This is a genomic window from Paenibacillus sp. P32E, assembly GCF_001909085.1.
Lineage (GTDB): Bacteria > Bacillota > Bacilli > Paenibacillales > Paenibacillaceae > Paenibacillus_AQ > Paenibacillus_AQ helianthi.
Map to the genome: position 1 here is coordinate 114,400 of NZ_LVYY01000009.1, position 25,320 is coordinate 139,719.

Consider the following 25,320-nt stretch of genomic DNA (forward strand, 5'->3'; position numbering starts at 1 on the left):
GGACCCCACTAGATCTAGGTTTTTTTCATGCTCCTATCGAGAGCAATTCTTTTACGACCACATTTAACCTGGCTACAGAAGCACCCTATAAAAAAGTTATTGAAATGAACTATTATGGTGAGCTTCCAATCGGTATTGCCATGTCCTATTATTATGCGGCAGGACAAAATGACGGTAGGGACGGCTATGATGGAGAAGATGGACTTGGGGGGCCAGCGGTATTTACTTGGTTTAATCTCATATTCCCCTTGATTCCCAACAGCCCACCAACCATTAGTATTAATTCACCAAATGATCAGGTGCTGCAAAATGAACCAGGACGAAACACCATGAATATTGAGGGATACGTTCATGATCCAGATAACGAGGATCTCATCGTTAGCGCAGAAATCCCTAACTTATTCTATAAAAAGACAGTTGTAACCCAAACCAAAGGATACAAGCCGTTCTCGATCCCTATAGATGCCATTGAGGATTCCTTACCCCCTGGAGACTATACAATCAATGTGAAGGTATCTGATCCTTCCAATATGACAGAATCCAAACCAATGACTGTAAAAGTAAGGAACCGATTGAAACGCAATGCTTACGTTTTGGTTAACAGTCCGATTGAAAACAGCGGCACAACCTATACGGATTATGAGAGTGATCCGAAATTGATGGAGCGAGTCAGATATCAGCACGATCCTAACTATTTTGAGAATTCTATGGGCATCATCAGTGATTCCGGATTATGGAGAACGAGCCTATACAACTCCTTTCCTTATACAGGGGAATATGTAGTGACGTATCAGGCCAAAGATATCCCAAAAACCGAGAGTAGTTTCGCTGAGTACCAAATGTGGAGTAAGGATGCTGCCTCCACCATGACCTTTCATGTTCACCGAAAGCCAATTGCTCTATTTACAGCGCGTCTTGTCGGAAGCTCTATCGTACTTGCGGACAGCTCATACGATTTGGACCATGTATCCAGAGCAGATAAAGGGCTCATGCAATGGCAGTGGCAGTACAAAAAAAGCTATGAAGAAATGTGGACCGATGGTCAACCAACAGGTGAAATCTCAAGCAAAGATAATTATGATATCCGGCTAAGGGTGCGGGATGTGGATGGAGATAACGGGGCAGGTGCATGGAGTGATTGGTGCCAGCGAACGGTGGGAACTGCTGCGGGGAACTTACCGCCTGTTGCCATGTTCACCGTGAATCCCAGCATTGTGTCATACCATAAGACCACAACGATTATAGATAAATCCTTCGATCCGGACAATGACCCCCTGGATACATACAAATGGAATGTGGTTAAGGATGGCTGGAACACGGTATGGTCGCATTATGGTGCCGCGAATATACCGCCCAATATCGCAGCATATGGGGTAGGAGATTATCAAATTAGCTTACAGGTGCGTGATAACCGGGGGTTATGGTCCGATACGTATAGCCAAAACGTACAGGTAGTAAATCATCCACCGGTAGCCGCATTTAACATGCCCAATGAAGTCTATAGGGACACGCTGATCACCCTGGATAATCAAACCCCTGATCCGGATGAAGATGGCGATGCACTCACGTACACATGGAACGCAAGGATTAACAACAGCCCGTATTACTGGTCTGGTAACAATCGGTACCAATCCCTGACCATTCGGGACCTCATTGCCCGTAATGGGATTTCTCCGAAGCAGGCAATCTCAGACGGCTGGGAAATGCGGCTAACGGCTTCGGATGGATCGCTTAGTTCCAATGCTACACGATCATTTGTTGTAAAAAACCACGCGCCTGTAGCCGCAATAAACGGTTCTGCAACGGCCCATCAGTATGATACCCTGACCTACTCTTCTGATGATGTGGACGAAGATACATCCGATCAAGGCTCCTTAGCCTACTACTGGAAAGTAACAAACAGTGATGGGGCCATAAAGTCATACCGAACATCAAATGTGAATCTTACCTTTCCAGAGCCAGGAGTGTACACCCTGGAGCATTGGGTCATAGACCAAATCGGAGATAAATCCAATGTGGCCGTACTCCAAGTGAGTGTGACGAAGAATCTTGCACCATCTATGGTCCTGACTTCCCCTCCGGGAGCACCAAGTAATCCAACGATTATAGATGCCGAGCTTCAAGGAGATCCTTTGATTAAGTGGACCTATTCTGATCCGGAGAATGATGCTCAGGAGAAATTCCACCTGGATTTTTTCTCAAAGGAAGATGATCTACTGAGATATTCTGTAGAAAACACGGACAGCACTGGATCGCTGCGGCAATATCAAGTTCCCGATCAAACCTTTGAGAGGTTTAAATATTTCTACCTGTATGGAAGTGTATTCTCTAAAGAGGCATGGTCGGATCTTTCGAATGAGAAAGCATTCATCATCGACCATCCGCCGCATCCGGGCTTTACCCTGATCACAGATACCGGACGCGATGCGACTACCGTGCCGATCTACCGGACAGATGTACTCCAGATTAAAAGTACAGCTACAGATGCCGATTTACCGAAAGGTGATAGTATCGGGTATCAATATTACCTGAAGCCATCAGGTGGGGCGGAGAGTTTGGCGGGGACGCAGAGTGCGTTTACCAAGCAATTCAGTACGAATGGAACTTTTACCCTGCGGCAGAGGGTTACGGATTCATTGGGGCTGTACCGGGAACTGACTCAAACCATTACGGTTATGAACCGTATCCCTACGGCTGATATCACATACCCGGCCAGCGCCAGCCAGGCTAGTCCAACGATCGTCAGTACGCTGACTCCAATCATCAAATGGGATTATCATGACGAAGACGGAGATCTCCAGCAGCGATATAAGGTAAGAATCATTAATCTGACTACCGGAGCGGTCACTGCGCAGTCCAGCGAACAAGCATCAAGCGATGAACAGTGGCAAATACCGTCCAGCGCCTTGGTGGAGAATCAGAAGTATGCTGCAGAGGTAGAGGTCTATGACGGCTTCAACTGGAGCACCGTGTCTCCCCGTAAATACTTTATGGTCAATCTGCTTACGGTGAAGGGCGGGGTCAAGCATACACCAGAATGGAATGCCAACCGTCAAGCCTACAATTTGAATAAAAGCGGGAGTGCAGAGAGTCCGCGGGGGTATAGCGTGTATTGGGCGGGAGAACGCTTTGTGCTGCAAGCGAATGCAACCGGGCTGCCAGATACGATTGATGTAGTAATGTCTGGCGGGTATACGGCACAGCTTAGTCCTATAGACAGCGGTAAAACATTATGGAACGGTGAATTGTACGATCCCATTTTTGAAAAACTGCCAGACGGTCCAATTACGTTTACTTTCACCGCAAAGAATGAATATAACACCAAAATAGATGCGGTAACCGTTACGGTGCTGGGAGACTGGACAGAATATTTTCAGAGCCATAGGGTCAAATAGAAAGATGAGGATACGCAAGCTTTAGCATTGTGAATTTTGAACCTGATCATCTTGAACCTGACCGATGTGAAGTATTTTATGTAAGCAGCAGCGTGCGGAGAGCGGGTGTTCAGACAACCTCTTCCGCACGTTCATCCTGCAGCCTCATCAATCGTGCCGCAACGGAAGCCGGAACTGCGGACCCTGAAGAAGTATGTACACCAGAAGCGTAGCCTGTCATTCTATGTGTTCTGCGCATATAGTAGGACAGCTTACCGCTGAAGATTTTGTGAGCGCACAGAGAGTCAGCGAAATCTTCGGGAGTCACGAAGCAGGAGGGCTTGGCTACCGGATGAACAGCAGACTCTTCGAACACAGAGGCGACAAAATGGGAGCAGAAATAAGCGTCTTCCCGGTTGATTTTCACATTCAGCAGAACTCCGATCAAGCCTAACAAATGGTATTTGTAGCGGTCCTGATGCTCCATCATGCCCTTCACGTGGTTGTACATCTTTTCGTATTCGTTTTTGCTCACTCGGAGCTGATAGATTGCACAGTCCGCACTGTTATAAAAGGGATGGATAAAGTCCTCGCGGATCAGTCCTGCGACAAAGGGGTTATAGGCTTTTTTTCGCCCAAAGCTATAGACCTCACGAAGTTCACAGTCAAAGGCAATCGAAGCATGATTGAGCTCGGCTTTGGTAAACCATTTAATGAGCCCGCTAAAAGCAGTGCCCGTTCCGGTAAGTACAACGTAGATATTATGATTTGCAGTCATTTTCGCGATTCCTTTCTGCTGAAAATATGAATAATTTGGTATAACCGCTCACTTAAGTAATTCCATCTTACTGTATATTCCAGCATCGTAAAACAAACTTTAGTCTAATTCGGTTACTGGACCAAAGCCTAAGTTGTAAACTGGTCTTATGTATGTTACAGAATATTTAAGAGGATAACTCCTCCGTTACATCTAAAATAAAACGTTTTCATTCATGAATCTATCATACTCTATTTTTACTCTGGCAGCCTGTTCTTTTCATAGTGCGGGCTGTTTTTTTACTGCTGTTGTAAGGGAGGGAGCTGTTGTAAGACACTGGAAAATTGATGCATAGATAAGACTGAAACCGCAAAATATAAGCTGTTCGAACATTGAGATTGCAAAAACAATTGGAAATGCTTCCACTTTAGTGATACAATAATAGTCAAAATGACATTCTTGAATTCGAGGAGGATTATTTTCATGACTGAACAGGCAAAAGAACAAGCCATCCACAAAAAAGAAAACTCCACAGTGGACAACCTGGCCATCACGACGATCCGCACGCTTGCTATCGATGCGATTGAAAAAGCAAATTCCGGACACCCGGGAATGCCGATGGGTTCAGCTCCAATGGGGTATCAGCTGTTTGCGAAGACAATGAATCATAATCCGGAGCACCCGACCTGGGTCAACCGTGACCGCTTTGTATTGTCCGCAGGACACGGTTCCATGCTGCTGTACAGCCTGCTGCACCTTAGCGGCTATGATCTGCCGATGGAAGAATTGAAGCAATTCCGCCAATGGGGCAGCCTGACACCGGGACATCCGGAGTTCGGCCACACTGCAGGTGTTGATGCCACTACCGGTCCGCTGGGTCAGGGTATCGGGATGGCAGTAGGGATGGCAATGGCTGAGGCTCAGCTAGGCGCTACCTATAATAAAGGCGAACACAATGTAATTGACCACTATACGTACGCAATCTGCGGCGATGGCGATTTGATGGAAGGGATCTCTTCTGAATCCGCTTCGCTTGCCGGCCATTTGAAGCTTGGCAAACTGATTGTCATGTACGATTCCAATGATATCTCTCTGGACGGCAAGCTGAATCTTGCGTTCTCCGAGAATGTTGCCAAACGTTTTGAAGCTTATGGCTGGCAGGTTCTGCGTGTGGAAGACGGCAACGACCTTCCTGCACTGGGCAAGGCTATTGGTGAAGCACAAGCCGACAGCAGCAAGCCAACACTGATTGAAGTGAAGACGGTTATCGGCTATGGCAGCCCGAACAAACAAGGTAAAGGCGGCCACGGCGGTACTCACGGTTCCCCGCTGGGAGCAGACGAAGCCAAGCTGACGAAGGATTTCTACAAATGGGTATATGAAGAAAACTTCTATGTGCCTGATGAAGTCCGTGCCCGTTTTGCTGAAGTGAAGGAAAAAGGCATTGCAGCCAACAAAGCATGGGACGAGAAATTCGCGGCATACAAAAAAGCATACCCAGAGCTTGCAGCACAGTTCGAAACGGCTCTGAAGGGTGAACTTCCTGAAGGCTGGGATGCGAATCTGCCATTCTACAAAACTGAAGACAAAGCGGTGTCCACCCGTGTTGCCTCCGGTAATGCCCTGAACGGATTGACTGCGGGAGTTCCTCAATTGGTGGGCGGTTCTGCTGACCTGGAAAGCTCGACAATGACCCATCTGAACGGTCTCGACCAATTCACTCCGGATTCCTATCATGGCCGCAATATTTATTTCGGTGTACGCGAGTTCGGTATGGCTGCGGCGATGAACGGGATTGCCCTGCACAGTGGTCTCAAAGTATTCGGCGGTACGTTCTTCGTATTCACCGACTACCTGCGTCCAGCGGTTCGTCTGGCTTCGATTATGAAGCTTCCGGTAACTTATGTGCTTACGCATGATAGTATCGCTGTTGGTGAAGACGGTCCTACGCATGAACCTATCGAGCAGCTCGCTTCCCTGCGCATCATTCCGGGCCTTACGGTGATCCGTCCGGCTGACGGCAATGAAACCTCTGCCGCTTGGGCCTACGCAATGGAAAACACTTCAAATCCTGTAGCGCTGGTGCTGACCCGCCAAAACCTGCCGATCCTGCAAGGCACGGTAGACGGAGTGCGTGATAACATCAAACGCGGCGGATACGTGGTTTCCGATTCCAAGAACGGTACACCGCAGGCACAAATTATCGCAACAGGCTCCGAGGTTCAATTGGCTGTGAAAGCACAGGTTGCTCTTGCCGAAGAAGGCATCGATGTCCGTGTTATTAGTTTGCCGAGCTGGGATTTGTTCGAGAAGCAAGATAAAGCCTACCGTGATTCCGTTATCCTGCCTGAAGTCAAAGCGCGGCTGGCTATCGAAATGGCGCAAACCTTCGGCTGGGAACGTTACACCGGCGATCAGGGTGATATCCTGGGTATTACAACGTTTGGCGCTTCCGCACCTGGCGATACTGTAATCAGAGAATATGGCTTTACGGTTGACAATGTAGTCAGCCGCGTGAAGGCCCTGCTATAATAGACGGATTAAGGACAAAGGGGAGAATAAGCAGATGAGTCAGTTCACCAACGCGACAATTCAAAAAGCAGCTAATATTTATTACGATGGAAAAGTTACCAGCCGCACGGTTACATTGCAGGACGGCACTAAGGTGACGCTCGGCATCATGCTGCCTGGAGTGTATGAATTCGGTACCGAAGGCCCTGAGACGATGGAAATTCTGTCCGGCGATCTAAAAGTGCTGCTTCCCGGCTCAGACATTTGGAAAGAAATCAAGGGTACAGACACCTTCCACGTTCCCGGCAACTCCAAATTTTCGCTGGAAGTATTCGCATTAACTGATTATTGCTGTTCTTACCCGATTTTGTAATTTAAGCCAAGGAATGAAGAGTGTCCCAACAGCTTCGGCTGCTGGGACACTTTTTTTGTTTCAGGCAGATAAATCTACTAATTATTAATATTGACGACATGAATACATTCTCATATGCTTCACTAGCTACCAGAGGGGCCAGAGTGCCTCAAGCAGATAGAATGGGAGATGGGAATGTGATAAAGTCAGGGTTTTGCAAGGAAATACATAAGGTTACGTTATTTTTATTAAGTTTTATGTTGCTACAAACCTTGTGAACCCCAATCAGGTATATTCCTATACGGTAATGCGGATATTGAGAGAGTAGTGAGGCAATACCCCGACCTGGAATCGCTGGGACAAACCGCACTAGGATCAGGTCTGAGAATAAAGAGGTTGGGCTGTATTCTGCAATGCAATCCTATTCATTATGGCTTAAGAAGCAGACTATTCAGTATCTTCAGCAATCTATGAGTTCATATTGAATCAGTGTTTCTCCACTAGGTTCGAGCGAAACCTCGGCGATCTGCACAAATCCCAGCTTTTCATAGAAATATTGGTTTCTGACCGCCCATGAAGGGGTATCCAGTGTCCATTTCTGCGCATTGGGGAAAGTGCTGAACAAGAAGTTGAATGCATCTTGCCCGTACCCCCGGTTTTGATACAGCGGGTCAATGAAGATACGGCCGAGATGGTATTCCCGTTCATCCGGTGAAGCGAATACAAGCATTCCGCCGATGATAGAGTCATCTGCAAGCAGCTTGTAATATAGGCCTTTCTCCATCATCTCGCTTTGCCAGGAACTGGAGCTATATCCCGGTGGTCCGTCTTCAGCTTTGTTCTGAAACCGCCGGGCGTCGTGATCAAATGTGACTTTTTGGACTTTCGCTAACGCAGGGGCGTCTAACGGGTCAGCTAACTGGATAAACAGCATATTAATTTCCTCCTTGGGATTTTAGCCATCAAAAGACGCAGCCTGAAATTCCAGCTGCGCCAAATGAAAACCTGGGTATGTGAGAAGAGAATGCTTATTCCTTGCTTGCGCCATCGCCGATCTTCTGGCCGATCCATTCTTCATAGGATTTGACCACTGCGGACAGATCTTCGTCCCCGAAGCCGTGGTTGAATCCGGCCTGGAACATGCTTTTGGCTACGCCAAGCATAGGTGAAGGCACACCTGTAGAGTCACTGAGTGAGGAGGCCAGCTTGAGATCCTTCAGCATCAGCGCAAGAGAGAACTGGTTGCTGAAATCATTATCGATGATCTTCTGGCCCTTCAGCTCGGCTTGTTTGCTGCCGGCCGACCCGTTCTTCACCAGTTCCAGGAACTTGTCAGCGGGAACGCCTGATTTCACCGCGATGGAGAAGCCCTCAGCGAGCGCGACATTATGAATGCCGACCATAGCGTTATGTGCCAGCTTCGCAACTGCACCGCTGCCGTTGCCGCCCATATGCAGCAGCAGTCTGCCCATAGAGTCGAAGATATCCCGGTGCTCTTCAATGACATCAGCACTGCCGCCAACCATGAATACCAGTGTACCTTCAATGGCGGCGGGTTTGCTGCCCGTTACTGGCGCATCCAGGAACTTTCCACCCCGTTCCTCCACGGCTGCGGCAATTTCACGGGCCAAACCAGGAGATATTGTACTGGAATCGACTACGGTTGCCCCCGGTTTGATCGCATCCAGGATACCGTTTGCGCCATAGAATACTTCACGGATAGAATCATCGTTGCTGATCATGGTAATAATAACATCCTTGCCTTTGGCGGCTTCTTGAGATGTTGCAGCCACCTGGGCGCCTTCTGCCCTGAGAGGTTCGCTTTTGCTTAATGTCCGGTTGTACACTGTAACCCCAAATCCGCTGCGCAGCAGATTGGAAGCCATAGGTGCACCCATGGTTCCGAGTCCGATAAAGCCGATCTGTTTCATTCCGTTTCCACCTTCGCTCTTTGAAATGGCATGCTTTGTTATATTCTATCACGCCCCCAGGGCTTGTTCCACACAACCGTGCTTTGCTCTAGCGGCAAACGCTTCCACAAAAACTTTCAAAAACATGGTACTAAAGCCCGGGATGTGCCTTAAGACCTTGCCAGTACAGGCAAATTAAAGTATCCTATTATAAAGTTGTAACAAACGGTGTCAAATCTAAAGAGATATACAGGAGGTTACCAATACCGATGTCCAAGAAGATTAATTTTGACTACACCAAAGCCCTTTCCTTCTTTAGCCAGCATGAGATTGACTACTTTGCCGCCCCGGTGAAGCTGGCCCATGAGCAGCTTCATAACAAAAGTGGAGCAGGTTCCGACTACCTGGGCTGGATCGATCTGCCTACAGCGTATGACAAGGAAGAGTTCGCCCGTATCCAACAGGCTGCCAAGAAAATCCAAGGGGATTCCGATGTGCTTATCGTTATCGGTATCGGCGGTTCTTATCTGGGCGCGCGTGCAGCGATTGAAGCTCTCTCGCATTCCTTCTATAACAACCTTTCCAAAGACAAACGCAAAACACCGGAAGTTTATTTTGCAGGGAATAATATCAGCTCGACATACATCACACACCTGCTTGACCTTGTAGAAGGCAAAGACTTCTCCGTGAACGTTATCTCCAAATCCGGAACAACTACTGAGCCGGCTATCGCATTCCGCATTTTCCGCGCTGCGCTGGAGAAGAAATACGGCAAAGAAGAAGCACGCAAACGTATCTACGCCACTACTGACAAGGAGAAGGGCGCACTCAAGAAGCTTGCGAATGAAGAAGGCTATGAGTCGTTCATTATTCCTGACGATGTAGGCGGACGTTATTCCGTGCTTACACCGGTAGGCCTGCTGCCAATCGCAGTGGCCGGAATCAACATCGAAGAAATGATGCAAGGGGCCGCAGCCGCAGCCGATGAGTTCAACAATCCTGATGTGGCTACCAACCAGAGCTATCAATATGCTGCAGTCCGCAATGCTTTGTACCGTAAGGGCAAAACAACGGAAATTCTCGTCAACTACGAACCTTCCCTGCACTTTGTATCCGAATGGTGGAAGCAGCTGTACGGCGAAAGCGAAGGCAAGGATTTCAAGGGTATTTACCCATCCTCTGTTGATTTCTCCACGGATCTGCATTCCATGGGCCAATTCATCCAAGAGGGTAACCGTAATATTTTTGAAACAGTGATTCAGGTTGAACAAGTTCAGCATCATGTATCGATTGAGAATGATCCGGATGATCTGGACGGTCTGAACTTCCTGACTGGCAAGACCATGGATTTTGTCAACAAAAAAGCGTTCCAGGGTACCATGCTGGCGCACACAGACGGACAAGTGCCGAATCTGATCGTGACCATCCCGGATCAAACGCCTTATACCTTTGGGTACCTGGTGTACTTCTTTGAAAAAGCTTGCGGAATCAGCGGATACCTGCTGGGCGTTAATCCGTTTGACCAACCGGGCGTAGAAGCATACAAGAAGAATATGTTCGCGCTGCTCGGCAAACCGGGCTATGAGAAAGAAAAAGCAGAGCTCGAAGCCAGACTTACCGAATAGTATTGCCGAACACCGCAGATCATTCATACAAGCAGTAAGCACCCGGGAGCAGTCCATAGGTAATCCAATACCATGGCCTGCTCCTAATATATATCAAGTTATTATATAGATGTTAGGAATGGAATAATGATGCTGGAACAATACCGGACGGTGCGCTCTCCCGGTTCCCGGGAAGTCGTAATCCGTAAGTCACGCTTTATCGGTCATGTTATGCCGGTAGAGAACGAAGAAGAAGCAGTTCAATTTATCGAGAATATCAAGAAGCAGCATTGGAATGCCACACATAACTGCTCTGCTTATATGATTGGTGAGCGGGACGAGATCCAGAGACAGTCGGATGACGGGGAACCGAGTGGAACGGCCGGTAAACCGATTTTGGAAGTAATTCGCAGCCAAAACGTTAAAAATGTCGCAATTGTTGTTACCCGTTATTTCGGAGGCATTATGCTGGGTGCAGGCGGATTAATCCGGGCCTATACGGACGGCGCTGTGCTGGCACTCGAAGCTGGAGAAGTGATCACCCGTGTGCTGAGGCGGGAGGTATTTGTTGAAATCGACTATACCTGGCTGGGCAAGGTTGAGAACGAGCTTAGAGGAAGAGGCATTCAGACGGGTGAAACTTTATTTACGGATAAGGTTACGCTGCTGTGTCTTCCACGCAATGATGATGGCGACGCATTTATGGCATGGATAACGGATCTTACCCAGGGGCAAGCACTGGTTACAGAAGGGCGGCGGCTTTACTACAGCGAAGGGGAATAAGATATGGCAAGAAGAGCAGTCGAGCAGGAATTGTCGAGGGAAAGAATCCTGGAAGCGGCCAGGCATTTATTTATTACCAAGGGATATCGGGCCATATCGATGCGCAGCATTGGCCAGCATTTGGGGTACAGCCATGGGTCGCTCTATTATCACTTCAAGGAAAAGGCTGAGTTGTTCTACGCCATCGTCGTCGAGGATTTCAATCATGTAGCCACATTGCTGAATCAAGCCATGCAGACTCCTCCTGAAACGGGAATGACCCGGGTGGAACAGCTGATTCTGGAATTTATCCGGTTTGGCTTGGATCATCCTTATCAGTATGAAATTATGTTCATGATCCGTGACGAAGAGCTGCTTGCTTATTGTCGTGCGGAACAGGGCCGATGTTTTGAGTTATTCGCAGGTATTGTGCGTTCTCATATGAAGGAAGAGGGGTATGTGTCCGAAGACTGGCAGAGCATCCCGTTAACCTTGTTCTTGTCTGCACACGGATTTATTTCTTACTATATTCAGGATAAGGTATCCTTCGAAGATGTCAGGCAGGCTGCAATCATGCATGTCAAGGTATTAAGCCGCAGTTTGTAGGCTTGTTTTTTTATCACTTATCAATTTAGCGCGTTGCATTGGTATTACTTTATTACTTTCAATGGTGAAAGTGCAAAGGCAGTTCTAATAGGTATAGGTGTATAAATAGCGGCTCGCCGGAACAGGCGGAGCCGCTATTTTTGTTAGGCCGGGAAGTGCTTTTGAAATTTGGCGGATAAGGCTGTCTTAGCCCTCGATGATCTTAAAATGGCATTGCCGGTGTCTGGGCCCGTCGAACTCACAGAAATAAATACCCTGCCAGCGTCCCAGCAGCAGTGCTCCTTCATGAATAATAATACTTTGTGAGGGGCCGGCGGTGATGGATTTCAGATGGGAAGCAGTATTGCCTTCTCCATGGCGGTATTTGGGATGCTCCCAAGGATAAACCTCATCAAGCCTCATTAGCACATCATGCTTGACATCAGGGTCAGCATTCTCATTAATGGCTATTCCGGCTGTGGTATGCGGGCAGTAGACGACGATGATGCCATTCTGTACACCGCTCTTTTTGACATAGGAAATGACTTCGCGGGTGATGTCCCGCAGTTCATCCCGTTTGCTGGTACTGATCTCCATAGTGTGCAGCATAACGTTATCCCCTCTCTGTGTTGCCAATATACTATATTTTACCCCAAAACAGCATGAAAGTAATTGACGGGGCAAGGGGCATTTGGTAAAGTAGTGATAACTTTAAACCAAGTATATTAATAGGAATAATTATGGCTGTAAAGGCGAGTATACCGACCGGTAAGCCGGAGGTGGGGGGACTTATTCTTGAATACGCTGCTTAGACACAAGGGATGGACCTGGGGATTCCGCACGACGATACTTCTTTATTTTGTTGTACTTATTGTTCTGCCGATTCTCGGTGTCTATTACAACTCATTCTCTCTGGGCTTCGGAAACTTTGCCGAGAGCGTCAGCGACCCGATTGCCTGGAAGTCGGTACTGTTGACATTGAAACTGGCCGTTATTGCTACAGTTATTAATGTTCTGCTTGGCACGATGATTGCCTGGGTGCTGATCCGCTATCCATTTCCCGGTAAGGCACTGCTGAACAGTCTTGTCGATTTGCCATTTGCACTGCCGACGGCGGTTGGGGGGCTAATGATTCTGCTGCTGCTGGGTCCGGGCAGTCTGATCGGCGGCATGGCTGAAGCATTGGGATTTGAGATTGTATTTCACCAGCCGGCTATTGTGATTGCCATGGTCTTTGTAACTTTTCCATTTGTGATCCGTGCGGTCCAGCCGCTGCTGGAGGAATTGGACCCCTCTGAAGAGGAAGCGGCATATACGATGGGGGCTACACGCAGCCGGGTATTCTGGCAGGTTATTCTTCCTTCCATGGCCCCCGGGATGATTAGTGGCGGCATGCTTGCATTCTCCCGGGCACTTGCAGAATTTGGTGCCGTCGTGCTCGTAGCGGGCAATATTCCGGGACGGACACTAGTGTCTTCCGTGTTTATTTTCGGTGAAGTTGAAAGTGACAATCCGGTCGGTGCCGCAGCAGTGTCCATTATCCTGTTAACCTTGTCCTTTCTCATTCTATGGCTGATTAATATGCTGCAGATGCGGGGGAGAAGAGCATGAGGAAACTATGGATCGGACTGACTTATCTTGTGTTTTTCCTGCTGATTGCTGCACCTCTCGGGAAAATGGCAATCGGTGCCTTCAGTGAAGGCTTCGGCGGCTTCTGGGCTGCGCTGACCCGGCCGGAGGCGCTGCACGCGCTGATGATGACAGGATTCGTCGTTGTGGTGGTCACGCTGCTCAATACGTTGTTTGGCATTATGATGGCCTTGTATTTGGTAAGGGCGAACTGGCTGGGCAGACGGGTCAGAGGGCTTTTGAACAGCATCGTAGATCTGCCTTATGCCGTATCGCCGGTTATTGGCGGACTGATGATTGTGCTCCTGCTCGGGCCGGATAGTGCGCTGGGTGCTGTATTTGAGCAAATCGGGATGAAGATTGTGTATGCTTTTCCGGGAATGGTCATTGCCACACTCTTCGTGACTTTTCCCCTGATGGTGCGTGAAGTCATGCCTGTGCTTCAGGAGATCGGGTCCCAGCAGGAGGAAGCAGCTTCAACGCTTGGTGCGTATGGCTGGACTACCTTTTGGAAGGTAACCTGGCCCTCCATCCGCTGGGCTGTGATCTACGGTGTGATTCTGACGGTTGCGCGTTCCCTGGGTGAATTCGGGGCAGTGCTGGTGGTTTCGGGGAATATCATGAACAAAACCCAGACTGCCACTACCCTGGTCTATCAGGACGTCGAGAACTTCAATGTAACGGCTGCGGGCGGTATAGCGCTGGTGCTGGCCGCATTCTCCGCGGGTCTGCTGCTGCTTATGGAATGGAGTAAAAGAAGAAAGGAAGTGCATTAATATGCATGTGGAAGTCCGGGGACTCGATAAGCATTTTGGAGATTTTCATGCGGTGAAGGACGTTAACTTCGGAATTACCAAAGGCCATCTTATTGGCCTGCTCGGTCCAAGCGGCGGCGGCAAAACCTCGATACTGCGCATGCTGGCGGGCCTTGAGACACCGGACAGCGGCGAGATCATTTTTCACGGCAAGACTGTAAATAATCTTCCGCCTCAGGAACGCGAGATCGGCTTTGTATTCCAGAACTATGCGCTGTTCAAGCACATGACTGTGTATGAGAATATTGCTTTTGGACTTAAGGTGAAAAAGGTGAACAAAAACACGATCCAGCACCGGGTGGCCGAGCTGGTGGAGCTTACGGGACTGAAGGGCTTTGAGAAACGCTATCCGCATCAGCTTTCGGGCGGTCAGCGTCAGCGGGTCGCTTTTGCCCGGGCGCTAGCACCTGAGCCGCAGCTGCTGCTGCTGGATGAGCCGTTCGCCGCGATTGATGCCAAGATCCGGCAGGAGCTGCGTTCATGGCTTCGCGAGCTGATTGAGCGCGTTGGCATTACCTCCATTTTCGTGACCCATGACCAGGATGAAGCCATTGAAGTGGCGGATGAGATTATGATTATTAATCAGGGACGGCTGGAGCAGAAGGGTACACCTTGGGATATCTATAAAGAGCCGAAAACGCCGTTTGTGGCAACCTTTATCGGGGAATCCACACTGATCGGGAGCGCTTCCGAGCTAAAGGGCTTCAACAATGCAGGTGGCGGCAAGCCTACCAAGGCGCTGATTCGTCCGGAATACATCGAAGTAGGCAACCTCAATGAATTCAAAATGGCTTCGGCCACGGAGCAGGGCATCGTGAAACATCTGCATTTCCGCGGCAGTGAATGGCTGGTTGAGGTAGAAGTGAACGGCCACAAGCTGGTGACTTACCGTTCTCTGGAGAAAGAAACCCTTACGCCGGGTCAGGAAATCGCTGTGCTTGTCCACCGTGCCTACTTGTTCAATGACGATCGGAGCTGGATTCAAGAGAATGGACTGAAGGAAGATCCAATGCCTGTATTTATCTAATACTAGAAGGATTTCTAGGTTATCGGGGTTCCCGCAAGTACTTGAGTACGCTTCGAAGTCAAATCTCCACTTTGTGGGGTATCTTGTCAAAGGATGTGTCGCCGGGATGAGGCTTATCAAAAGGAGCAGACAACTGCACGGATGGCTGGCGCCCTTAATGCTGGCAATGCTTGCACTGGCCGTGGCCGGTTGCGGGAATGGTAAGGAAAGTACGGCGGCTGACAGCCCGCAGCATGGGGATCTTACGCTAGTGATTGGAGCCTATAGTGTTGCGAAGGATGCCATGGGTGAGATTCTGCCCCTGTTCGCAGCAGAGTGGAAGGCCAAAACGGGGCAGACACTCACCTTTCAGCAGTCTTATGAGGCTTCAGGAACCCAGGCACGGGCCATTGTTGGCGGATTTGAAGCGGATGTGACGCTGCTGGCGATGGAAGGCGATGTGGAGAAGCTGGTTAAGGCTGGACTTGTTGAACCTGGCTGGAAGGACCGCGGGGTGAACGGAATGGTGACCCGCTCAGTGGTTGCACTGGGTACCCGGGAGGGCAACCCGAAGGGCATTCATGATTTTGCGGATCTGGCGAAGCCTGGGGTGAAGGTGCTCTATCCCAATCCAAAGACCTCCGGCGGGGCACAGTGGGATATCAACGCCATCTACGGGGCGGGTCTGAAGCTATCTGAGGAGCAGGAGGGGGTGAAAGACCCTGCTGCCGCCAAAGCATTTTTGGAGAGCATACACGCGAACGTAGAGTCTCTGGACAAAAGCGGACGGGCTTCCATGGCGGCTTTTGAATACGGGGTTGGCGATGTGATCGTCACTTACGAGAATGAGCTGCTGGCCCGGATTGCAAAAGGTGTGAAATATGAGGTGGTTATTCCCAAGAATACGATCCTGATTGAAAATCCGGCTGCGGTCGTGGATAAGTATGCCAAAGAACATGGTACCAGCGAAGCTGCGGACGCATTGGTGGATTATCTGGCTACACCGGAAGCGCAGGAGGTCTTTGCCAAATACGGGTTCCGGCCCGTTGACAAGCAGGTCTATGCAGAGAATGAGATCCGTTATCCGGTTCCTGCGGGTCTGTTCGACATTTCGTATCTCGGCGGCTGGAATGAGGTTCGCACTACACTGTATTCGAAACGGGGCATCTGGTATCAGGTGCTGGCTGGAATCTAGGATGGAGAATTCGGATGAAAAAGAGGGATCTCACCTGCAGGGCAAAACCTGCGGATGAGATCCCTCTTTTTTGTGTCGAGCTAGGCTTAGTTCGATGGACCGGAGCCACTTCTTACCGTAGGGTGCAATAGGTGGCTGAGCTGTTCTATAATGATAAAGTGTTTCTGAACATCCGTGACGCGTGACGCGAAATTTAAGGAGGGCTGGCTTGTGGACACATTGGTATTCTTGGGAACCGGGGACGCCATGGGCGTACCCCGGGTATATTGCAGCTGTGAGACCTGCATGGAGGCGAGAAGCAGCGGAGAAAATATCCGGCTGCGCTCCTCAGTGCTGATTGATAACGCCAGTGATTTCTGGGTCATAGACTGCGGTCCGGATTGGCGGCGCCAGATGGAGCTGCAGGGGCGGCGCAGCATGCGCAGGCTGCTGGTCACGCATGCCCATTTCGACCATATCGGCGGATTGCCGGAATGGGCAGACAGCTGCCGCTGGATGGGGTATAGAGGGGAGCTCTATGCGCCGGCCGAGGTGATTCCGGTGATTCAGCGGCAGTATCCGTGGCTTGGCGGCCACATCGATATGATTCCGTGTGATGACGGAATTGAACTGGACGGCTGGCAGATCCGCACCTGGCGGGTCAACCATGGGAAGAACGGCTATTCCTATGCCTACAGGCTGGAAAAGGACGGCTACACCTGGGTCTATTGCCCGGACTCTATTTCCCTCTCGCCGGAGGAAATGAAGCATATGCATGGGGCGGACCTTCTGGTGCTGGGAACAAGCTTTTATTATGAATCTGCTGAGCTGTCCACCCGTTCAGTCTATGATATGACCGAAGCTGCAGAACTGCTGGACATCGTACAGCCAATCCGTGCCGTGTACACCCATATGTCGCATGATGTGGACTTCAGAAAAGACTACATCCTTCCGGGAAATGTGACCCTCGCGGTAACAGGACTGAAGCTGCAACTGGGCCATGGTGAAGGAAGAGGCTGAGAGAGACAGGACATCCGGAACTGAGGCCAAGCCTATAAGAGAAACTCTCCCCTAGCGTCCCCATTGTGCATGCCTGCTGCTGCTCAAGTGGGGGCCTTTTTGCTTTTCACAGGAAATTAGGGTCTTCCTTCGGTGTGAATATGGGAATGGAGGGGTGCTGGGCGCCGTGGGAAATCGGAGTGGAATTAGTGAACTTAAATGGGACTCCAAGGCGTTGGAAAGTGGATTTAGTGGGAATTAGCAGACCTAATCTAAGCGGATTTACCCGTACGTGTGCGAATGGGCCAGATTAAGTTTACTTTGTCCAACTAGCGTTTGCGGGGGATAGAAAAGGGAAGTACTAAGTTCACTTTTTCCACTTGAGCTTGCCTCTGGCCCAAGAATTCTCTCCCCGTATAAGCTCCCGGCTGTGTTCGAAATCTAAGATAGCAGCGGATTTCCGATTGTCGGAAACCCGCTGTTTTTGATTCCTGTCCCTGAAAAATATTGTTCCCCCGACGCTATGGTGACAAGCACAATTGGCTTTTTTACGGGACTTCATGGAGGAGTTCTAAAGAAATGCATAAAAAGCGAAAAATGTGCAGATCACGCCGTCATGTTACCTACACCCCCTGCATAATCTAGAGTAATTCGTTCACTGCAAGCTTGTTTTGCCTGGTAACGGACGGAGAAAAAAGAGGTCTTTACTTGGCAGACATGCGGGATGGAGGAACACGCTCGATGGAAGGGTTGCTTGGCAAATTAGTTGAGCAAAACGAGTTGGATCAAGAAGAAATAGTCTATTTTCTGCAGCATCTGACTCCTGAACTCAAGGTCCGGTTGTTTGATCTCGCGGCACAAACCCGGAAGCTGCACTATAATGAAAACGTTTTTATGCGGGGCCTAATTGAATTTTCAAACTTTTGCAAACAGGACTGCCTGTATTGCGGTCTGCGCAGGTCGAACGCTGCGGCGGAGCGTTACCGGCTGACTGAGGAGGAGATTCTGGAGTGTGCAGAAGAGGGATACCGTCTCGGGTATCGTTCATTTGTCCTACAGAGCGGAGAAGATTTCCACTTCACGGAAGCACGGATGGTCCGCTTGGTCACGAGCATGAAGATCCGTTTTCCTGAAGCGGCAATCACTTTATCCATTGGAGAACGGAGTGAAGCTTTTTATCGTGCGCTTTTTGATGCAGGAACTGACCGGTACTTGCTTCGGCACGAGGCAGCTTCACGTTCGCTGTACCAGTCATTGCATCCGGGGATGTCGTACGATAACCGTGTGAACTGCCTGCGTACGCTCAAGGAAATTGGCTACCAGGTTGGAGCCGGCTTTATGGTAGGACTTCCCGGACAGACCCATGAGCACCTGGCAGAGGATCTCCTTTTTCTGAAGGAACTCCATCCGGAAATGATCGGCATCGGCCCGTTCATCCCGCATAGCGCAACTCCGCTTAAAGATGCTCAGGGGGGGACGGTTGAAGATACGCTCGTGATGATTGCAATGGCAAGATTGCTCATTCCGGATGCGCTGATGCCTGCCACAACGGCAATGGGAACTCTTGATCATACAGGCAGGGAAAAGGCGCTTGCAGCGGGTAGTAACGTAGTGATGCCCATACTCTCCCCACTGAGCGTCCGCAGGAAATATGCGTTATATGAGAACAAGATTTGCACGGGGGACGAGGCTTCCCGATGCAGAAGCTGTATGGAGATGAGGATCGCAGCCGCCGGCTATAAGATTGATCTCACTAGAGGGGATCACTGCAGCTTCAACCGCACACCAGAGAAAAGTTAGAGGGAAAGGTTTATTTTAGGCTTATAAGTGAATAATTTCACGTTCGATGTCCTAGAGATAAAAATACATGCAGCCAAGAGGGCTTTATACGAAGTGATCGTGATCTCATAGAAGGATGCTGACATAACTTTTAGGAGGAGATTTAATGTCAACGTTGCCAAAAAAGAATGCGCTGGGTTTTTATGAAATCCGTCTGGAATCCATCGGCGGACTTGGGGCCAACCTTGCGGGTAAAATGCTTGCCGAGACCGGTGCGATTGAGCTTGGCTTCAATGCATCCAACTTCTCGTCTTACGGCTCCGAAAAAAAAGGGACTCCTATCAAAACATTCGTCCGCTTCTGTGATCCTGAAGTCGAAATCAGGGACCATAGCCCAATTGAAGAGCCCCATCTGGTTGCTGTTTTTCATGAGGCCCTGTACAAGACGGTTAACGTGGTCAGTGGCCTGCAGCCGGACGGTGTTGTCCTGGTAAATACCTCGCGCGGTTTCGATGAGGTCCGGGCAGATCTGAAGCTGGAATACGGTACGGTTGCATTGGTGGATGCCATGGGGATCGCCGTTGAGGAGCAGACGAAAGTCAATACCTCGATGCTTGGCGCTATGTTCCGTATCTGTGATTTCCTTGATCCGGAAGCGATGCGCAAGGTGATCCGCAGAACCTTTGAGAAAAAATATCCGCACCTGGTGGAGCCGAACATCCGCACCTTCGACCGGGGATATAACGAAGTGAAATTCAAAACCTACGAAGTGCCTGCAGGGACACAGGCTGTACCTTTCAAGCGTGCGCAGTCTCTGCTCGGCTACGAGACACAAGTTCCCGGCGGTGTGATTCTCGCGCAGGGCAACAGTATTCAGAAGGATCTGAGCGGCTCGCGTTCAGGTGTACTGCCGGTCCTTGATGTGGATTCATGTATTAGCTGCGCGGCATGCGACAATGTGTGCCCTGACAACTGTTTTGTCTGGGAGGAAGGCGAAGACAAGCGTGGACGGCCCCAGCAGATCCTGCTTGGCATCGACTATCACTACTGTAAAGGCTGCCTGAAATGCATTGAAGTATGCCCCACAGAAGCCCTCACCAGTATCCGTGAAGAAGTGGGTTTTGCCGAAGAGCATCGCGTTCCCCAAGTGTTCAAGTGATGGAAAGGGAGGAAACAACAATGGCTGTTAGTGAAGATGCACAGACTGAGATCATTGTAGCTGAACAAGTCACTCACTTCGAATCCGGTAATGAAATGGCGGCTACTGCGGCTGCCCAGATAAATTACCACATTATGGGTTATTTTCCCATTACACCATCTACAGAAGTTGCCCAGTACTTGGATCAGATGAAAGCGAACGGTCTACACGATATTCAACTAATCGCAGCAGATGGTGAACATGGTTCTGCCGGGATATGCTACGGTGCGGCTATGGCGGGTGCACGCGTGATTAACGCAACCAGTTCCCAAGGTTTTCTGTATATGCTGGAGCAGCTTCCCACCCAGTCCGGGACACGGTTCCCGATGGTGCTTAACCTCGTTACCCGTGCAGTGAGCGGGCCGCTTGATATCCGTGGAGATCATTCTGACTTGTACTACGGTCTTAATACAGGCTGGGTGATCCTGACTGCCAGCACCCCGCAGGCTGTATATGACATGAATATCATGGCCCTCAAAATAGCTGAACATTCTGAGGTGCGTCTGCCTGTAATCGTTGCTTATGACGGTTTCTTCACCTCCCACCAGAAACGCAAAGTCCAATACTTCAAAGAGAATGAAGTTGTACAAAATTTTGTAGGTCCGAATCCCAATCCCAACTATCCGAATGTCTCGGACCCTGCCCATCCGGTGACCATAGGTGCGCATATGGGTGGTGATGACCTGCTGAACAACCACTATCAGCTATCGGTGGCTCTAGAAAAAGCAGGTGAGGTCTATGCGGAGGTCGCCCGGGAATATGCCGCGTTGTCAGGACGTGAACATAAAGTTCTCGACCTGTACCGTATGGATGATGCCGAAGTCGCTGTGTTCCTGCTGAACTCCGCAGGGGAATCCGCCAAGGATACCGTAGACGCGCTTCGGGCTAAAGGCATCCGGGCAGGCTTGGTCCGTCCCAACCTCATTCGTCCGTTCCCGGCGGAGCAGCTGCGGCAAGCTCTTAAGAACGTCAAGGCACTGCTTGTCGGTGAACGCGCTGATTCCTATGGGGCCCAGGGCGGTAACCTGACCCACGAGATCCGCTCTGCGCTGCAGCTAGATCCGGACAACAAGACAATCATCCTCTCCCGTATTTTTGGTCTGGGCGGCAAGGATTTCTATGCAGATGATGCAGAAGCCTTTTTTCAACTGGCTATGGATGCAGCGGATAAAGGGTATGCCGAGAAACCGTTCGACTATCATGGGTACTACCCCGGGGATGCCAAGGATGCACTTGTTCCGGTGATGGAACCGCTGCATGGCGATGCGTACAAAAGCGGCCTTATTGAGGTGACTCCCAGTGAAGATACCGGCCTGCTGAAAGTGAAGCTTCCCCCGCTCCGTCAACTGACTGCCAAGCCGCACCGCCTGGCCCCCGGGCATGGCGCCTGTCCCGGCTGTGGTGCACTTTCCGCACTGGAGCTGTTCTTCAAGGGAATCGAAGGCGATATGGTGGTCCTGTTCCAGACGGGCTGTGCGTATGTGGTAACGGCAAGCTATCCGTATTCCTCCCATAACCAGACCTTTGTACACAACCTGTTCCAGAACGGTGCAGCTACACTCGCCGGAATGGTGGATGCCTTCTACGAATTGAAGCGGCGCGGCGAAGTCCAGATTAGTGACGACATCACCTTCGTGATGGTGTCCGGCGACGGCGGTATGGATATCGGCATGGGGGCAACCGTAGGTGCGGCTCTCCGCAACCATAAAATGATCATCCTTGAATATGATAACGAGGGCTATATGAACACCGGTTCCCAGCTGTCCTACTCCACTCCGATGGGGCACATGACCAGCACCTCCGGGGTAGGGAAGGCGCAGAAGGGTAAAAAAGGGCATCACAAGGATACGGCGCAAATTCTGGCGGCCTGCAACATTCCTTATGTATTTACTGGTGCTGAATCCAACCCCCAGGATTTGCTGCAAAAGGCTGCCAAGGCACAGTGGTATGCCAACAACGTCGGTACTGCCTACGGCAAGCTGCTCTGCGCCTGCCCGCTGAACTGGAAGACGAGTGACCATAGCGGCTATGACCTGGTAAAAGCGGCTGTGGATTCCTGCTTCTTCCCGCTGTATGAAATTGAGCAGGGCATCACGAGCATCACCTACAATCCGGAATTGAAGGGCAAGCGCATCCCGGCTGTAGAGTGGCTGAAGGGAATGGGCAAAACCAAACATCTGCTGAAGGATGAAGAGCTGCTGCAAAATTTCGAAGCCGAAATTGAACGCCGCTGGAGCCGGTTGAAGCTCAAGAATGAGAGTTCGCTGCTCTAACTGCCCTAGGGCAGGGTTGTGTGGAGGCCGACAGATAAAGGGGTTGGCCTCATCCTCACCCTTTTTAACTGAAAATCATTCTCAATATATTCTATTTGGATTTCAGCAAAAGATGTTGCATTTCTAAATATCGCGCTCAACTTTTTACCTTGAGTGGAAGGAGCATTCTTAATGGAACAACAACCAATCAGTAACTGTGGGGGCGTAGCGGAGGCCGACGAGAAGCTGATGAAAGTCCAGGCCGCGATTTCACAATTCAAAATGATTCAGGGGGCTTTGATTCCCGTGCTTCATGAAATTCAGGATATCTACGGCTATCTGCCGGAGCCCGTTCTCCAGATCGTGTCTGCTGAACTTCACTTGCCGATGAGTGAAATCTATGGTGTGGCATCGTTTTATCATTTCTTTTCGCTGACCCCCAAAGGGGAGAATGTGGTCCATGTGTGCCTCGGCACAGCTTGCTATATCAAGGGTGCACAAGGTGTGCTTGACCGGCTGAGCACGGAGCTGAAGGTCCCTGTACAAGGAACCACCGAAGACAATAAATTCACACTTGAAGCGACCCGCTGTCTGGGGGCCTGCGGCCTTGCACCCGTCATGACCATTGGCGAAAAAGTCCATGGACGGCTGGTACCCAATAACATTCCGAAAATTCTGAAGGAATACAATTGATGCTCTTGCGCCACTGGCGCATTTGATACGGGAGGTATGAGTATGAAGCTCTTAACGGATCTTGATGCTATCAGAACGCTTACGCAAGGTCGTCTGGATAACCGGAAAATCACCGGAGAATCTCCTGATTCCATCCGGTTCAGGTCTGTGATGGTATGCGGGGGGACAGGATGTACATCGTCTGATTCCAATCAGATTATTGCTAAGCTGAACCAGGAAATCGCAGGCCACGGCATCCAGGAGCAGGTGGAGGTCGTGCGCACAGGCTGCTTCGGCCTATGCGAGCTCGGGCCAGTCGTCATCGTCTATCCGGAAGGTATATTTTATAGCAGGGTAGAGGTTCAGGATATTCCGAAGCTGGTGGAAGCACATCTGCTCCATGGCAAACCTTACGAGAAGAAAATTTACGAGAAGACCAAGCAGGACGGCGAAACCCTGAACTTTGAAGAAACGGAATTCTACAAAAAACAAGTGCGGATCGCTTTGCACAACTGCGGGGTCATTGACCCGGAAAATATTGATGAGTACATCGGCAGTGACGGCTATCAGGCGCTTGGCAAGGTGCTGAAGACCATGGGACGCCAGGAGGTTATCGATACCATCAAGCAATCGGGTCTGCGGGGACGCGGCGGCGGCGGGTTCAACACAGGTCTGAAATGGGAATTTGCAGCCAAGCAGGATAAGAAGCAAAAGTACGTCATTTGTAATGCGGACGAAGGGGACCCCGGGGCATTTATGGACCGTTCAATCCTCGAAGGCAACCCCCACTCGGTCATTGAGGCGATGGCGATTGCCGGGTATGCCATTGGTTCCAGTCAAGGCTTCATCTATGTCCGTGCGGAATATCCAATCGCTGTCCAACGATTCGTGAAAGCGCTTGCCCAAGCCCGCGAATATGGTCTGCTCGGCGATAATATCCTGGGAACCGGCTTTAGCTTTAACATTGATGTACGGCTTGGAGCCGGAGCTTTTGTCTGTGGAGAAGAAACAGCTCTGATTCACTCGGTGGAGGGTCACCGGGGAATGCCAACCCCCAAACCGCCTTTTCCGGCCGTTCAAGGTCTGTGGGAGCAGCCGACAATCATCAATAATGTTGAAACCCTGGCGAATGTTGCCCAGATTATTCTGAAGGGTGCCGCATGGTATGCAAGTATCGGAACCGAAAAATCTAAGGGCACCAAAGTATTCGCTTTGGGCGGAAAAGTCGTGAATACCGGCCTGGTTGAGGTTCCCATGGGAATAACCCTGCGTGAAGTTATTTTTGAAATCGGCGGCGGGATTCCGGGCGGTAAAAAATTCAAGGCGGTACAGACCGGAGGGCCTTCCGGCGGCTGTCTGACAGAAGAGCACCTGGACTGCAGCATTGATTTTGATACGCTGACCAGTCTGGGTTCGATGATGGGCTCCGGCGGTATGATTATCATGGACGAAGATACCTGCATGGTCGACGTTGCCCGGTTCTACCTGGATTTCACACGCGATGAGTCCTGCGGGAAATGCACGCCTTGCCGCATTGGCACCAAACGTCTGCTGGAGCTGCTCGACAAGATCACTGAAGGCAAAGGAAGTATGGAGGATCTCGAGAAGCTAGAGAATCTCTCGGTCCAGATCAAGAATGCCTCCCTGTGTGCCTTGGGCCAGACCGCTCCGAATCCGGTATTGTCCACCATCAAGTATTTCCGCGAAGAGTACATGGCCCATATTGTCGACAAAAAATGTCCGGCAGGCGTCTGTAAATCGCTGATTTCTTATCAGATCGATTCTGATCTGTGCCGGGGCTGCAGCCTTTGTGCCAAAAAGTGTCCAACGGATGCGATCTCCGGTGAAATGAAGGAACCGTTTGTCATCGACACGGCGGTCTGCATCAAGTGCGGGGTCTGCTTCGATGTATGCAAGTTCAAAGCCGTAGCGATAGTCTGA

General features: G+C 50.2%; 20 protein-coding genes. 16 read left to right on the forward strand and 4 right to left on the reverse strand.

The features are described 5' to 3' along the window. Positions 1-104: 104 nt before the first annotated feature. Positions 105-3,395 carry a hypothetical protein gene (locus A3848_RS10375; protein WP_178381963.1) on the forward strand — a complete coding sequence of 1,097 codons (3,291 nt, stop codon included), beginning with the start codon at positions 105-107 and terminating at the stop codon, positions 3,393-3,395. 109 nt (positions 3,396-3,504) lie between these two features. On the opposite strand, the gene A3848_RS10380 is transcribed toward A3848_RS10375, so the two are convergent. Continuing rightward, a complete protein-coding gene (locus A3848_RS10380; RefSeq protein WP_178381964.1) occupies positions 3,505-4,152 on the reverse strand; it encodes a hypothetical protein in 648 nt (215 codons plus the stop codon). A gap of 462 nt (positions 4,153-4,614) precedes the next feature. Between A3848_RS10380 and tkt the strand changes: the two genes are divergently transcribed. Next, positions 4,615-6,663: a transketolase gene (tkt, locus tag A3848_RS10385; protein ID WP_074084888.1), complete on the forward strand. Its 2,049-nt coding sequence runs from the start codon at positions 4,615-4,617 to the stop codon at positions 6,661-6,663. Between the two features lie 34 nt (positions 6,664-6,697). Continuing rightward, a complete protein-coding gene (ppnP, locus tag A3848_RS10390) occupies positions 6,698-7,015 on the forward strand; it encodes a pyrimidine/purine nucleoside phosphorylase (protein ID WP_074084889.1) in 318 nt (105 codons plus the stop codon). Between the two features lie 439 nt (positions 7,016-7,454). Here the strand turns inward: ppnP and A3848_RS10395 are convergent, their stop codons facing one another. Both A3848_RS10395 and A3848_RS10400 read right to left on the reverse strand, forming a co-directional pair. After that, positions 7,455-7,928, reverse strand: coding sequence for a GNAT family N-acetyltransferase (locus A3848_RS10395; protein ID WP_074084890.1), 474 nt, complete (start codon positions 7,926-7,928; stop codon positions 7,455-7,457). 94 nt (positions 7,929-8,022) lie between these two features. After that, positions 8,023-8,925, reverse strand: coding sequence for an NAD(P)-dependent oxidoreductase (locus A3848_RS10400; protein ID WP_074084891.1), 903 nt, complete (start codon positions 8,923-8,925; stop codon positions 8,023-8,025). A gap of 248 nt (positions 8,926-9,173) precedes the next feature. Here A3848_RS10400 and A3848_RS10405 point away from each other — a divergent pair, with 248 nt between their 5' ends. The 3 genes from A3848_RS10405 to A3848_RS10415 all read left to right on the forward strand — a co-directional run bounded on the left by A3848_RS10405 (position 9,174) and on the right by A3848_RS10415 (position 11,876). After that, positions 9,174-10,529, forward strand: a complete 1,356-nt coding sequence (locus tag A3848_RS10405; protein ID WP_074084892.1) for a glucose-6-phosphate isomerase — start codon at positions 9,174-9,176, stop codon at positions 10,527-10,529. A gap of 129 nt (positions 10,530-10,658) precedes the next feature. Then, positions 10,659-11,291 (forward strand): YigZ family protein, encoded by a 633-nt coding sequence (locus A3848_RS10410; protein ID WP_074084944.1) that lies wholly within the window; start codon positions 10,659-10,661, stop codon positions 11,289-11,291. A gap of 3 nt (positions 11,292-11,294) precedes the next feature. After that, positions 11,295-11,876: a TetR/AcrR family transcriptional regulator gene (locus A3848_RS10415; RefSeq protein WP_074084893.1), complete on the forward strand. Its 582-nt coding sequence runs from the start codon at positions 11,295-11,297 to the stop codon at positions 11,874-11,876. 186 nt (positions 11,877-12,062) lie between these two features. Here the strand turns inward: A3848_RS10415 and A3848_RS10420 are convergent, their stop codons facing one another. Continuing rightward, entirely contained in the window at positions 12,063-12,464 is a 402-nt protein-coding gene (locus A3848_RS10420) for a secondary thiamine-phosphate synthase enzyme YjbQ (protein ID WP_074084894.1), read from the reverse strand. Between the two features lie 186 nt (positions 12,465-12,650). Here A3848_RS10420 and cysT point away from each other — a divergent pair, with 186 nt between their 5' ends. The 10 genes from cysT to nuoF all read left to right on the forward strand — a co-directional run bounded on the left by cysT (position 12,651) and on the right by nuoF (position 25,320). Beyond that, entirely contained in the window at positions 12,651-13,466 is an 816-nt protein-coding gene (gene cysT / locus A3848_RS10425; RefSeq protein ID WP_074084895.1) for a sulfate ABC transporter permease subunit CysT, read from the forward strand. Then, entirely contained in the window at positions 13,463-14,260 is a 798-nt protein-coding gene (locus A3848_RS10430) for a sulfate ABC transporter permease subunit (RefSeq protein WP_074084896.1), read from the forward strand. Before cysT ends, A3848_RS10430 begins: the two co-directional genes overlap by 4 nt. A 1-nt stretch (position 14,261) precedes the next feature. Beyond that, a complete protein-coding gene (locus A3848_RS10435; protein WP_074084897.1) occupies positions 14,262-15,326 on the forward strand; it encodes a sulfate/molybdate ABC transporter ATP-binding protein in 1,065 nt (354 codons plus the stop codon). 106 nt (positions 15,327-15,432) lie between these two features. Further along, positions 15,433-16,500, forward strand: coding sequence for a sulfate ABC transporter substrate-binding protein (locus A3848_RS10440; protein ID WP_074084898.1), 1,068 nt, complete (start codon positions 15,433-15,435; stop codon positions 16,498-16,500). Positions 16,501-16,710: 210 nt separating this feature from the next. Next, positions 16,711-17,499 carry an MBL fold metallo-hydrolase gene (locus A3848_RS10445; RefSeq protein ID WP_074084899.1) on the forward strand — a complete coding sequence of 263 codons (789 nt, stop codon included), beginning with the start codon at positions 16,711-16,713 and terminating at the stop codon, positions 17,497-17,499. Between the two features lie 696 nt (positions 17,500-18,195). Further along, positions 18,196-19,278 (forward strand): [FeFe] hydrogenase H-cluster radical SAM maturase HydE, encoded by a 1,083-nt coding sequence (hydE, locus tag A3848_RS10450; protein WP_371916088.1) that lies wholly within the window; start codon positions 18,196-18,198, stop codon positions 19,276-19,278. Between the two features lie 145 nt (positions 19,279-19,423). Continuing rightward, positions 19,424-20,416, forward strand: a complete 993-nt coding sequence (locus A3848_RS10455) for a 2-oxoacid:acceptor oxidoreductase family protein (RefSeq protein WP_074084901.1) — start codon at positions 19,424-19,426, stop codon at positions 20,414-20,416. A 20-nt stretch (positions 20,417-20,436) separates the two neighbouring features. Next, positions 20,437-22,728, forward strand: a complete 2,292-nt coding sequence (locus tag A3848_RS10460) for a thiamine pyrophosphate-dependent enzyme (RefSeq protein ID WP_074084902.1) — start codon at positions 20,437-20,439, stop codon at positions 22,726-22,728. 171 nt (positions 22,729-22,899) lie between these two features. Further along, positions 22,900-23,400, forward strand: a complete 501-nt coding sequence (locus A3848_RS10465) for an NADH-quinone oxidoreductase subunit NuoE family protein (protein WP_074084903.1) — start codon at positions 22,900-22,902, stop codon at positions 23,398-23,400. A gap of 42 nt (positions 23,401-23,442) precedes the next feature. Then, a complete protein-coding gene (gene nuoF, locus A3848_RS10470) occupies positions 23,443-25,320 on the forward strand; it encodes an NADH-quinone oxidoreductase subunit NuoF (RefSeq protein ID WP_083612053.1) in 1,878 nt (625 codons plus the stop codon).

Coding starts and splice junctions, on each gene's coding strand:
- A3848_RS10375 (WP_178381963.1), top strand. CDS start 105: ATGAACTATTATGGTGAGCTTCCAATCGGTATTGCCATGTCCTATTAT.
- A3848_RS10380 (WP_178381964.1), bottom strand. CDS start 4,152: ATGACTGCAAATCATAATATCTACGTTGTACTTACCGGAACGGGCACT.
- tkt (WP_074084888.1), top strand. CDS start 4,615: ATGACTGAACAGGCAAAAGAACAAGCCATCCACAAAAAAGAAAACTCC.
- ppnP (WP_074084889.1), top strand. CDS start 6,698: ATGAGTCAGTTCACCAACGCGACAATTCAAAAAGCAGCTAATATTTAT.
- A3848_RS10395 (WP_074084890.1), bottom strand. CDS start 7,928: ATGCTGTTTATCCAGTTAGCTGACCCGTTAGACGCCCCTGCGTTAGCG.
- A3848_RS10400 (WP_074084891.1), bottom strand. CDS start 8,925: ATGAAACAGATCGGCTTTATCGGACTCGGAACCATGGGTGCACCTATG.
- A3848_RS10405 (WP_074084892.1), top strand. CDS start 9,174: ATGTCCAAGAAGATTAATTTTGACTACACCAAAGCCCTTTCCTTCTTT.
- A3848_RS10410 (WP_074084944.1), top strand. CDS start 10,659: ATGCTGGAACAATACCGGACGGTGCGCTCTCCCGGTTCCCGGGAAGTC.
- A3848_RS10415 (WP_074084893.1), top strand. CDS start 11,295: ATGGCAAGAAGAGCAGTCGAGCAGGAATTGTCGAGGGAAAGAATCCTG.
- A3848_RS10420 (WP_074084894.1), bottom strand. CDS start 12,464: ATGCTGCACACTATGGAGATCAGTACCAGCAAACGGGATGAACTGCGG.
- A3848_RS10430 (WP_074084896.1), top strand. CDS start 13,463: ATGAGGAAACTATGGATCGGACTGACTTATCTTGTGTTTTTCCTGCTG.
- A3848_RS10435 (WP_074084897.1), top strand. CDS start 14,262: ATGCATGTGGAAGTCCGGGGACTCGATAAGCATTTTGGAGATTTTCAT.
- A3848_RS10440 (WP_074084898.1), top strand. CDS start 15,433: ATGAGGCTTATCAAAAGGAGCAGACAACTGCACGGATGGCTGGCGCCC.
- hydE (WP_371916088.1), top strand. CDS start 18,196: ATGCGGGATGGAGGAACACGCTCGATGGAAGGGTTGCTTGGCAAATTA.
- A3848_RS10455 (WP_074084901.1), top strand. CDS start 19,424: ATGTCAACGTTGCCAAAAAAGAATGCGCTGGGTTTTTATGAAATCCGT.
- A3848_RS10460 (WP_074084902.1), top strand. CDS start 20,437: ATGGCTGTTAGTGAAGATGCACAGACTGAGATCATTGTAGCTGAACAA.
- A3848_RS10465 (WP_074084903.1), top strand. CDS start 22,900: ATGGAACAACAACCAATCAGTAACTGTGGGGGCGTAGCGGAGGCCGAC.
- nuoF (WP_083612053.1), top strand. CDS start 23,443: ATGAAGCTCTTAACGGATCTTGATGCTATCAGAACGCTTACGCAAGGT.